General features: G+C 37.8%; 10 protein-coding genes. 5 read left to right on the top strand and 5 right to left on the bottom strand.

Features of this window, described 5'->3' with window-relative positions; translation table 11 throughout:
• Nucleotides 1–86: 86 nt before the first annotated feature.
• The gene (locus tag Q8S11_RS08300) at nucleotides 87–890 is read right to left on the bottom strand and encodes a hypothetical protein (protein ID WP_305661620.1); all 804 of its coding nucleotides are present in this window, start codon (nucleotides 888–890) and stop codon (nucleotides 87–89) included.
• A 655-nt stretch (nucleotides 891–1,545) separates the two neighbouring features.
• Here Q8S11_RS08300 and Q8S11_RS08295 point away from each other — a divergent pair.
• The gene (locus tag Q8S11_RS08295) at nucleotides 1,546–2,100 is read left to right on the top strand and encodes a transposase (RefSeq protein WP_305661619.1); all 555 of its coding nucleotides are present in this window, start codon (nucleotides 1,546–1,548) and stop codon (nucleotides 2,098–2,100) included.
• 71 nt (nucleotides 2,101–2,171) lie between these two features.
• Here Q8S11_RS08295 and rfaD read toward each other — a convergent pair whose 3' ends face one another.
• The 3 genes from rfaD to mqnB are packed head-to-tail and all read right to left on the bottom strand — an operon-like array spanning nucleotide 2,172 to nucleotide 4,786.
• Nucleotides 2,172–3,137: an ADP-glyceromanno-heptose 6-epimerase gene (rfaD, locus tag Q8S11_RS08290; protein ID WP_305661618.1), complete on the bottom strand. Its 966-nt coding sequence runs from the start codon at nucleotides 3,135–3,137 to the stop codon at nucleotides 2,172–2,174.
• 27 nt (nucleotides 3,138–3,164) lie between these two features.
• A complete protein-coding gene (locus Q8S11_RS08285; protein ID WP_305661617.1) occupies nucleotides 3,165–4,145 on the bottom strand; it encodes a menaquinone biosynthesis family protein in 981 nt (326 codons plus the stop codon).
• Nucleotides 4,142–4,786, bottom strand: coding sequence for a futalosine hydrolase (mqnB, locus tag Q8S11_RS08280; RefSeq protein WP_305661616.1), 645 nt, complete (start codon nucleotides 4,784–4,786; stop codon nucleotides 4,142–4,144). Before mqnB ends, Q8S11_RS08285 begins: the two co-directional genes overlap by 4 nt.
• Before the next feature lie 80 nt (nucleotides 4,787–4,866).
• On the opposite strand from mqnB, the gene Q8S11_RS08275 reads away from it, so the two are divergent.
• The 4 genes from Q8S11_RS08275 to Q8S11_RS08260 all read left to right on the top strand — a co-directional run bounded on the left by Q8S11_RS08275 (nucleotide 4,867) and on the right by Q8S11_RS08260 (nucleotide 10,684).
• Entirely contained in the window at nucleotides 4,867–5,277 is a 411-nt protein-coding gene (locus Q8S11_RS08275) for a 6-carboxytetrahydropterin synthase (RefSeq protein WP_305661615.1), read from the top strand.
• Between the two features lie 25 nt (nucleotides 5,278–5,302).
• On the top strand, nucleotides 5,303–5,938 hold the full coding sequence (gene folE / locus Q8S11_RS08270; RefSeq protein ID WP_305661614.1) for a GTP cyclohydrolase I FolE: 636 nt from the start codon (nucleotides 5,303–5,305) through the stop codon (nucleotides 5,936–5,938).
• Between the two features lie 57 nt (nucleotides 5,939–5,995).
• On the top strand, nucleotides 5,996–6,883 hold the full coding sequence (fabD, locus tag Q8S11_RS08265; RefSeq protein ID WP_305661613.1) for an ACP S-malonyltransferase: 888 nt from the start codon (nucleotides 5,996–5,998) through the stop codon (nucleotides 6,881–6,883).
• Between the two features lie 84 nt (nucleotides 6,884–6,967).
• Nucleotides 6,968–10,684 carry an ATP-binding protein gene (locus Q8S11_RS08260; protein WP_305661612.1) on the top strand — a complete coding sequence of 1,239 codons (3,717 nt, stop codon included), beginning with the start codon at nucleotides 6,968–6,970 and terminating at the stop codon, nucleotides 10,682–10,684.
• Between the two features lie 31 nt (nucleotides 10,685–10,715).
• Here Q8S11_RS08260 and Q8S11_RS08255 read toward each other — a convergent pair whose 3' ends face one another.
• Complete coding sequence (locus Q8S11_RS08255) at nucleotides 10,716–11,630, bottom strand: hypothetical protein (RefSeq protein ID WP_305661611.1); 915 nt, start codon at nucleotides 11,628–11,630, stop codon at nucleotides 10,716–10,718.
• Between the last annotated feature and the right edge of the window lie 50 nt (nucleotides 11,631–11,680).

The following is an 11,680-nucleotide window of genomic DNA, read 5'->3' as shown; positions in this document are numbered from 1 at the left end:
CCTCAATATTTGACAATCCGTAGAGGCGCTGTGCTAAACTCTACGGACAGGTAGGACAGGTAGAAGGGCCAATTCAAAATGGAGATTTAGAATTTTGCAGCCAAGTCTCTAAAGATTTTCAATAGATGGGAATGTTCCGGTTCTGGAAGAAGCATCATACCTTTATTTAATGTTAGATCGTAGTAAAGTAGCTCTAATACGGGAATAACTTTCCCTTCGAGATTTCTATATGTACCCTCAATTAGGAAATGAATCTTTGTGGAAGTTTTATCTTTAATTTCAACGTGAACGCCTGAAGTTGCTATTGCTCCCGAATTCAAACTCCCTCCACTTGAATAAAATGGAACGCGTTTATTATAAACGTAACCGTTACTGCCCTCTGAAATTGTAGATAATTTTAAATTAATCTTATACGCATTGTTGTTGGTACAAATCAATTCGATTTGATATAGATGATCAGGATAACTTACCTTTTCAAGAGTTATTTTATTAATAGAAAGGGATGGTAATACACTTGAATTGATATTTACTATCCTCTTTGCTGAATCTCTGATCAGCTTAATAACAGTATTCTGTTTATTTTCAAGTCCAAGATTATACTTAGCTAGTTCCTTAATTACTTCTAAACGACCTGATTTAACAATGGAATCAGATTTTGCTTGTCCCTGTTGAATAAGTAATTCTTTTCTATTCTCTTCCAATTCAGCATCAACATCTTTGAGATAGGTAACTAACAATGCTGAAAAAAAGCAAATAATAATGATCCACCCCTTAACCTGAATTCTGTTTATGATTCTCCTTCTACCATCATAAACTTTACCTGTAAATGGCAGAACAAGTACTACAGCACTTAGCAGTCCTATTAGGAGGTTATATTCGGCTGGTGTCATTACTTAAAGTTAAAAACTTAATAGTTAATAATTCGCAACAAAAAACCCCTCCCTTCTGTCCGTGGAGTTACCAGCGATTACAAAAATCGATTTTTTAGTACAACAGTAAATTGCTCTTGTACAGTTTATGACAGCACACTAGCAAGCTTATTCAATAGGCTCCAACTTTAGCTGGGGCTAAGATTTTGCTCGTTTTCGGGCCAGTCCGAATGGAGTTCATCCGGGCGGGCTTCAGCCCAACATTGAGCAAAATGTGATGAAATTTACATGGGGCTTTAGCCCGATAGTTGGAGTCTCTACGGACAGGTATTACCCGCTGTCCGTATTACCCGCTGTCCGTAGAGTTCAGCGCAGCGTCTCTACGGATGTACAATAAAAAAGAGTCTTTCGACTCGCCGCGCTGAAGAATTATATTTTGTTGGAGTCAAAGACTCCAATTTATTCACAAATCCTTAGATACGCTACGCTTCGCTCTAAGGACAGGGGTTACAAGAAAAATAGCTTTCGACTTGTTGTTAGAATAAAATACCGTTTATCCTCTGCAAATACCGTTCACTAAGTATAATTCCCACAATAAATATTCCAGGGTATATTCAGTATTGAGAATAAAATATCCCGTACATACGGGACAGACTCGGGTATAAATTCACTTATTATGTCAGATAGAGGGTTTCAGATCAGGGATCAATATGCTGTTCACTTCATTACTTGTTCAGTTGTAGAATGGGTAGATGTTTTTAGTAGAAAAATTTATGCAGATATTTTAGTAGACAGTTTAAAATTTTGTCAGGAGAAAAAAGGCCTGAATATTCATTCATGGTGTATCATGAGTAATCACATTCATTTAATTGTATCTACAAATGGTATTACCCGACTTTCTGACGTGATCAGGGATTTTAAAAAGTACAGCTCCTTTGCAATTGTTAAAGCGATCAGGGATAATCCACAAGAAAGCAGAAAAAAATGGATGCTATGGATTTTTAAAAAGGCAGGTGAGTGGAATAAGAGAAATGAAATCTTTCAATTTTGGCAACAGGATAATCATCCGGTTGAGTGTTCAACACCAGAAATATTGCTTTCGAGGATGATATATTTACATCAGAACCCAGTTAGAGCAGGAATTGTGAGATTTGAGCAGGACTATTTGTATTCTTCTGGAATTGATTATTACGGACATGGAAAAGGTTTGATTGCTGTTGTTTATGTGTGAGGAGTCTGAAGACTCCTCAATATTTGATAATCCGTAGAGACTCTGCGCTAACTCTACGGACAGGAATGGACTTATAAATATTTGTTCGGCACCAGATAATTTTTAACATAATCCTCAACACCTTCTTCCAAACTATAAAAATCAAGGCTATAACCAATAGACCTCAGCTTTTCCATACTTGCCTCTGTAAAATACTGATACTTTTCACGGATGTCCTCAGGTGTGGGAACAAATGAGATGGAGAGGGGTGCATCCATTGCCTCGAAGGTTTTTGTTGCAAGATCAAGGAATGTTCTTGCTTTACCTGTACCCAGGTTATAAATTCCCGAATCTTTACGGTGGTGCATCAGAAAATATAAAACATTGACTACATCTTTGATGTAAACAAAATCGCGCATTTGTTCGCCATCTTTAAAATTGTGATTATGTGACTTGAATAATTTCATAGCCCCTGTTTTTTTGATCTGATTGAAAGTATGGAAAATCACGGAGGCCATGCGTCCTTTATGATATTCATTAGGCCCATACACATTGAAAAACTTCAGTCCTGCCCAGAAATAAGGTTTCTTCTCCTGCTTTAATGCCCAGATATCGAAGTCATTTTTGGATTCACCGTAGGGGTTCAGGGGATTCAGCATTGGAATCTTTGATTCATCATCATCATAGCCATGTTCCCCTAATCCGTAGGTAGCTGCTGATGAAGCGTAAACGAGCGGAAGGCCAAATTCAGTGCAGATGTTCCAGATGGTTTTGGTATAATCGAGGTTCAACTGATTGAAGAGATTAACATCCATTTCGGTAGTGTCAGTACGGGCGCCAATATGAAATACAAACTGTACATGTAAATGGTTTTCTTGCAGCCATTCTGCAAAGACCTCCCTTTCTACTTTTTTGGAATAGCGTTTAACCTCAAAATTTTTATTCTTGATCTCACTGGAAAAATCATCCACCAGCACCAGGTCATAAAAACCTTCATCGTTTAATTTTTGAACCAAACAACTTCCGATAAATCCTGCTGCGCCTGTAATAATGATCATACTAACTGTTTAAGTCTATTTCTACAATTATAAGAATAAGTTTTGTTTCGTTTCGGGGATGATACCGGCTTTATGGGCCTCCTTAAAAAAGGTTTCAACGGCTTTTCTTCCTGCTTCACCCAAATCAATGGAAAATTTATTGACGTATAAATCAATATGTTTTTTAATGACTTCCAAACTCATTTCCTGAGAAAGTGAGCAGATAAAATCCATTCCCGATTCGGGGTGATCAAATGCATATTCAACGCTTCGCCGAATGATGCGGTTCACTTTTTGTTTTATTTCTTCCGGAAGATCCCTTTTGATCATAATACCCCCTAATGGAATAGGACCTTTGGTCAGATTCTCCCAAAACTCACCCAGATCGATAATCTTTTTGAGGCCTTTCTCCTGATAGGTGAAACGATTTTCATGGATGATCACACCCATATCGATCTGATGATTCAATAAGGCGGATTCAATCTCAAAAAATTTCATTTCAATTTTATTTTTTGCCTCCGGTAAGGCCAGACTCAGTAGGAAGTTAGCTGTTGTGTACTTTCCGGGTATACCTATGCTGGGGTCTGAGGTCTGTGATTTGAGGTCTGAAGTCTGATGTCTGAGGTCTGAAGTCTGATGTCTGAAGTCTGATGTCTGAGGTCTGATGTCTGAGGTCTGAGGTCTGAGGTCTGAAGTTTGAGGTCTGATGCCTGAAGTCTGAGGTCTGAGACTTGCCAAACTATCAGTAGAAATATAGTCTTCATTATTGCAAATTAACAATGGGCCTACCCCGAAACCAAGTGCGCTGCCTGCATGAAGCAAAACATATTTTTCAGTCAGGTATGCATAGGCATGATAACTCAGTTTGGTAATATCAAGTTCAGCTCTGAAAGCTTTTTGGTTGAGAGTTTCAACATCATCAAAGATTACCTCAAAGCTGAGTCCTTCGGTATCGATCTTTTGATGGATCATCGCATCAAAAATGAAGGTATCGTTAGGGCAGGGTGAAAATCCGAGGCTCAGTTTCATGCGTTGAAAAGTTGAATAAGGGTATCGTTCAGGTTTTTTATTGCGTGTTCAATTTGCCAGTTCTCCCTGTTTCGGCGTTCCACAATATTTGATATTGCCCGGATCTGTATCCCTGGAATACCGGCTTGTTCGCAGGAATAAAAAAATGCAGCTCCTTCCATTGTTTCAATCTGGGGATGAAACCTTTCGACAAATTCAGCGATTGACTTTTCATTCCCATGAACCTTATTTACGGTTACTGCTCTAACTTTTTTTAGTTGATTATATTTGGGAAACCCGTCTAAAGAAGCCGCATAAAACAGGCTTTTGCCCAAACCAATAGCCTCAGCATTTAGAAAATCAGTACCGTCTTCGGCACCGAATTCTGCAAGGATATCTCCTGATACCCGGCATAAATCACCCGGCAGAATTGTTGGATCGAAACTACCTGCAATGCCTGCATTTATTGCAAGATCGTATGTTTTCTCAGCGCAATGCTTACCCATGGCAAAGGCTGTAGCGACCATTCCAATACCGCTGATCAGAATGCTAACTTGATATTCGCCAATTGTTTTTTCCCTGACCGGAAACTCCTGGAATCCATGATGAAGCAGAAATGGATTAATCTCGGCCTGAGTGGCGGCTACAAGAAGTATATTCATCAAGCGAAGTTACGCAATTAGCTTAATTTGTCCTTTAGGCATTTTTAGTTTAAGTATATTTGCATTTTAATTTGCTGAAAATGATATATATTACCCGCAGGGAACGATTTAATGCTGCACACAAGCTATTCAGGGAAGAATGGAGTGAGGAACAAAATCTGGAAATATTTGGAAAATGTTCCAACCCAAACTGGCACGGTCACAATTACGAACTGTTCGTCACAGTAAAGGGAGAAATCAACCCTGAGACAGGTTTTGTGATTGACCTGAAAGAATTAAAAAAAATCATCACTGTATACATCACTGATGTATTGGATCATAAAAACATCAATCTTGATGTTGATTTTATGAAGGGTAAAATGGCTTCAACGGAGGTTCTTGCTGTTACGATTTTTGAGGTTCTTAAACCTCATGTAGAAACCCAGGGAGCTATTTTGCATTCAATAAAATTATTTGAAACAGAAAATAATTTTGTAGAGTATTTCGGATAATATTGACGGAATTGAAGCCAAAAATATGGGTATAAAAAGTAATAATACAGAGATTGATAAGATTGACGGATATGTCAAGATTGATAGTTACGATCAGGATAAGATTCAAAGGATTGCATCACATTATAAGGGAATTTTAGCCGACCTCGGAGAAGATCCGGACCGTGAAGGACTGCTGCAAACCCCCATTCGGGTCGCAAAAGCCCTTCAGTTTCTCACACATGGTTATGATGCAAAACCTGAAGTAATTTTGCGCAGCGCAATGTTTAAGGAGGATTATAGCCAAATGGTAGTGGTAAAGGATATTGAAGTATTTTCAATGTGCGAACATCATATGCTGCCCTTTTTTGGCAAGGCTCATATTGCCTATATTCCCAATGGCCATATTGTGGGTCTTAGTAAAATTCCGAGGGTGGTAGATGCATTTGCACGTCGTTTACAGGTTCAGGAGCGATTAACGAATGAAATCCGTGATTGTATTCAGGATACTCTTAATCCGGCAGGTGTAGCAGTTGTGATAGAATGTAAGCATCTCTGTATGTCGATGAGAGGTATACAAAAGCAGAATTCGGTTACTACTACATCTGCATTTACAGGGGCATTTGTGAATGAAACTACACGTTCAGAATTTTTGAGGCTTATTACTGCAAGTTTAAGTTAAAAAAGTTTAGTTAATAGAAATATTTTAAACAAATTGCCTGAAAGGGCTTTATCAAATATGAAATCATATATTTTTCCGGGACAGGGTGCCCAGTTTCCAGAGATGGGTAAGGATCTTTACAATCATTCTGAAGCGGCCAGAAATTTATTCGAAAGTGCAAATGAGATCCTTGGGTTCAGGATTACGGATATTATGTTTGAAGGTAATGATGAAGAACTGAAGCAGACCAATGTAACACAGCCTGCCATATTTCTGCATTCTGTTATTCTTGCTAAAGAACTGAAAAGTGAATTCCAGCCCGACATGGTTGCAGGCCATTCGCTGGGTGAATTTTCTGCACTGGTATCTGCCCGGGCTTTATCATTTGAAGATGGTTTACGATTGGTAAGTGCCCGAGCTAATGCAATGCAAAAGGCTTGTGAGATCAGACCCTCTACTATGGCGGCAATCCTGGGGCTAGATGATTATACGGTTGAAGATATTTGTGCGCGAATCAGTGATGTGGTCGTCCCTGCCAACTATAATTGTCCTGGTCAGTTGGTTATTTCAGGATCAATAGAGGGAATTGACAGGGCTTGCGAATTATTAATGCAGGCCGGAGCAAAGAGAGCCATTAAGTTGAATGTTGGGGGTGCCTTTCATTCCCCTTTAATGGAGCTTGCACGTGTTGAACTACAATCAGCAATTGAGAATACAGAATTTAATGAACCGATTTGTCCTATATATCAGAACATTGACGCAAAACCATACACTGATGTAGCCAATATTAAACATAATTTGATTTCACAGTTAACCGGAGCCGTACGCTGGACACAAACTATTGAAAAAATGCTCCATGATGGAGCAACTTCATTTACTGAAGTGGGTCCAGGAAGTGTATTGCAGGGTCTGGTAAAGAAGGTAGATCGGAGTATACCTGCATTTAGCGCGGAATTATTAAACTAATCGTTTAAATTTCCCAGAAGGGGCTTGATTTTTGTTCAACAAATATTTTACCTTCCTTAATAATACAACGTTTTGAGCGGAAATTTGAAAATTCGGCTACTTCTCTTTTTGCTAGCCATTGGCTTTGCATGCACTGCTTTAACCATAAATTATACTATTCAGGATGATGAGGTGCTTAGTCTGGAAGCCCGGAAAGTCGAACGGCGTCTTCACAGGAAAGAAAAGTTAGTTGATCAGTTACTGAATAATTCAGCCATCCGTGACTCCCTGAAAAATATCAATAGCAATGGAGAATGGGCTCAATTTATCATTTCTGAGTTCAGTGAAAAGGAAGATATTTATATCGAGACCTTTGAAAATGGTAAACTCAGTTTTTGGAGTGGGATCCGTATCGTTTTAGAAACTGATAGCCTGCTTAGGGAAGGTATCACATTTATCAATTGGAAAAATGGATATTATGAAGCTATAAAAAGGACCTGGGGAAACTTTTCTGTTATTTGCTATATTCCAATTATGGCTGATTATCCCTATCAGAATGAATATTTGAGGAATAGCTTTTCACCAGACCTGTTATCCTCAAACACATTAGACATAGCCAGTTTGAATGATAAGGAGGTGTTTAATATCCGCAATCTGAGCGGTAAATATTTATTTTCTGTAAAGCTCAGAACACCGGTATCAAATTCATTTTACAGTTATCTTGAGATATGGATGTGGGTATTAGCCCTTATTTTTGCACTAATATCTTTAACACACCTTTGTATTTCTATTGCGGATAGAGGTTATGTTGGCTATGCTGTTATTTTATTATTTAGTTCAGTTCTCGCTTTCAGGTTAATTGATCTTCAATACCAATGGTTTAGCCAGTATTTCGATATTGAACTTTTTAATCCGAAGCATTACGCTTCTAGCTATTTCTTTCCTTCTATAGGGGATTTTTTTCTAAATATTATATGTTTTACATGGGTATTTGTATTTATTTACTCTTACCGTAATAATATTTTGACTTCGTTTTCTGATCTCAGCAAGCCAGTCAGCTATTTTTTGTTGTTTTTAACAGGCCTGTTCATTTGCATTAGTGCCTATGTTATCGATTACCTTTTTAACGGACTGGTAACTAATTCGAATATCAACTTTGATGTAAGCAATGTTCTTAATTCTACCTGGTTGAGCTGGTTTGGATTTCTGATTTTCTGTTTTGCTATCCTGAATCTATATCTGATCATATCATTCTCTTTTGATTTAATTTCCAGATTGAATATCAATGCAAAAGAACGGCTCATCACTTTTATAGTAGCCTTGTTACTAGCTATTATATATCATTTTTTCACTGAGTTTTCCATATATTATCTACTATTTGCTCTGATGCTCTTTCTTGCAGGTAAAGCCTATTTTAATTCAGAAGGGAAGATTAAGGGGGGCACTCTTGTTGTTTGTATATTGATATTCGCCCTCATTGGCTCCTTGAAATTATCGAATTTTCAGTTTGTTAAAGAGCAGGAAAGTCGTAAGATTTTGGCAGGGAAACTGGAATCATCTGTCGATCCCAATGCCATTCTATTGTTCTATAATCTGGAACAGGAAATCGTCAGGGATAAATTTGTTGCAGATTATTTTCAGGATCCTTTGTCAAGTCACAGTGCCTTAAGTAACAGGCTCACAAAATTATATATGGCCGGTTATTTATCCAGGTATGACTTTGAGAGCTTTGAATACAATGAAAAAGACGAGTTCTTTCAGGGAGATAGGGGTATTCCGCTTTCTAATTTCAAAAATCTGGTTCTGAGTGGTTCGGTAAAAGTATCAGAATATTTTTACCAGAGAAATAACACGTTTGGATTTAAGCAATACTTTGCCATATTGCCTATCATTGAAGATAATAACAAGTTAGGAACCCTGGTTTTACAACTCAATTCCAAGCGGCTGAATGAAGTTGGGGTATTCCCTGAGCTTCTGATTGATGGAAAAATTAAGGAAGACCTTCAGCTAAACAATTATTCCTTTGCTTATTATAGTGATGGACGCTTATTAAACCAGCATGGGAGTTATGTTTATAATCTGGTAAATACTGAATTCCGCGGGAAGAACAGGGAATATATTTATGTCAATAATTATGATAATGGCCGCCAATATAATCATCTGGTCTTTCAACCAAACCCGCGTAAGCTTGTAGTTGTTAGCCGTGAAGTTAACAGTCTCTTTACTCAGCTTGCTTCCGTTTCGTTTATTTTTTTAATCCTTTTATTTTTTTCCGGTTTAATATATGTTTTACAATTATTATGGAACAGTTTTCAAAATTATAATATCAGTTTCCGGAATTTCAGGTGGAGGTTGCTGATCTCATCCAATAGAATGCTGTATAAAACGAGGATACAACTATCCATGGTATCTGCAGTTGTGATTACGCTTGTGTTAACCGGTATAATTACTTTCTTAAACATTAGTCAGCAATATAGAGATCAGCAGGAAAATACAGTACTGGATAAGGTGGCAAAAATCTCTTCAGGTATTAATAAGCAAATTGTGAGTATGGGGATGCCCACTCCTGATGAGCAGGCAGAAGTTGCCTTCAATAGCTTAGCTGATTTGAATGGTGTAGATCTGAATTTGTTCGATCTGAATGGGGAACTCCTGCATTCTACTCAACCTAAGATTTATGAGAATGGCTTAATTGCCCCCCGGATGAATGCTTTAGCATATTTATATTTAAACAGATTACAGAAATCAGAATTTATAAACAGGGAGCAAATTGGTAACCTGTCGTTTATTTCGGCCTATGTACCCCTGCGCAACAATAAAAGTGAGGTTATTGCTTATTTGGGTTTACCCTATTTTTCGAATGAAAAAGATTATCAGGATCGGATTGGCATATTTCTGAATGCCCTGATTAATGTTTATGCCCTGGTTTTTGTGGCCATTGGTTTTTTTGCTGTTTTTGTTGCTAGTCGCATCACCAGTCCGCTGACATTGATACAAAAACTTCTTCGCGATACTAAAATTGGAGCTAAGAATGAACACATCAATTGGAAACGGAATGACGAGATCGGTAATCTGATCAGCGAGTACAATACGATGATATCTGCTCTTGATGAAAGTGCTCAAAAACTTGCACGTTCAGAGCGTGAGTCGGCCTGGCGTGAAATGGCCAAGCAGGTTGCCCATGAAATCAAAAATCCGCTAACCCCATTAAAACTTGGGGTTCAACTATTGGAAAAATCCTGGAAGGAGAATGACCCAAAATTTGAGGCTAAATTTGAGCGTTTCACGAAATCATTTATTGAACAGATAGAAAGTCTTTCGCATATAGCATCTGAGTTCTCCAATTTCGCTAAAATGCCCGAAACTAAGTTAGAGCAGGTAAATCTGAATGAAATAATAGAGCAATCCATTATACTTTACAGGCAATCTGAAAATACAACCATTAATTTTGAAAATACGGCGGGGAGGGATATTATAGTCCAGGCAGACAGGGATCAAATTTTAAGATGTTTTAATAATTTAATTAAAAATTCCATCGAAGCCAAAGCGGATGAAAGAAATTGTATTATAAACATTCTATTGTATCGTAAGTCTGGTTCTGTATGTGTTGAAATAAAGGATAATGGAACGGGTATGCATACAGAACTCGAAAGGAAGATATTTACCCCCAATTTTACGACTAAAAGCTCGGGTACAGGACTTGGACTTGCCTTCGTAAAGCAGGCTATTGAAAACATTGATGGGAATATCACATTTGATACTGTTCCGGATTCTGGTACTATATTTTATATAGAACTACCGTTGATCGAACCTCAGGATTAGAGGATGATCGGGTTGATTAGGAATTCCTTTTTTATCTAAGGCTAACCGACCCTTTTCCCAAAGTATATCCGTCGGCGTATAGTATTATTGTATAGATTCCTTTCTGGTAAGTTTTACCATCCGACCAGTCTATGCTGTAGCTCCTTCCGTCATTAGCAAATTCTACAGCTGTTTTATAGGAATATTGTAGTTCCTCATCATCAGAAATAAACATTCCTCCATTATTCGCGATTGCCAGATTGCCGCTGGGGTCGATCACCCTAAGATAAATAGTATGAACACCTTTTTCAGCTAATGGGTTATTCACAATTGAAAAGCTTATCCTAAGCTTATCAGTTGTACTGGCCCGGGTAACCATATTTTCTTTGCCATTATTTCGAATAGCATATGCTGATATTGATATATTTCCTGATTTTATCGCAGCCGCAGCCTGGACTTTAGTATATAACTCCTCATTCTGCTTTTCAAGCTCACTGGCTTTTGTACTTACAGAGTCAACTGCTGACAAGAGTTCATTACGCTCACTCGTGAGATCTTGATTTTGTTTTTTTAGTTCATCTATTTCAGTTGAGTATTTGGAAACAAAATATCGGAGTTGTTTTATTTCTTCCTGTGTTTTTGCAAGTTGTCCTTGTGTGAGTTGACCCTGTTTGAGGGCATTTCTTAAATTATCAATCTTTTCTCTAGCGATTTCCTGTTCTTTCATCATTTCTTCAGAAAGTTTCAGGTTATTGCTTGTTGCATTATCCAGTTCAGCCTCAATTTTGTCAATTTCAGTCTGCATTCTGGTTTTTTCATCACTTACCGTAACAATACGGTCATTGGCTTTTTTATCCTTAAAAAACAAATAGGTATTTGTTCCAAGCAAGGCAAGAATTACTGCAACTAAAAAATAGATCTTATTTGAGTCCTTTCGTATTGGCTGCTCCTGTTCCGGGTTTTCCATGTTCAAATATCTGGTTAACGAAAACTAAATGTCAATTTAAAATCAATTCG

Origin of the sequence: Daejeonella sp., from assembly GCF_030695525.1 — a bacterium.
Taxonomy (GTDB): domain Bacteria; phylum Bacteroidota; class Bacteroidia; order Sphingobacteriales; family Sphingobacteriaceae; genus Daejeonella.
Note: the sequence above shows the minus strand (reverse complement) of the source record. Positions and strands in the feature narration are given on the sequence as shown.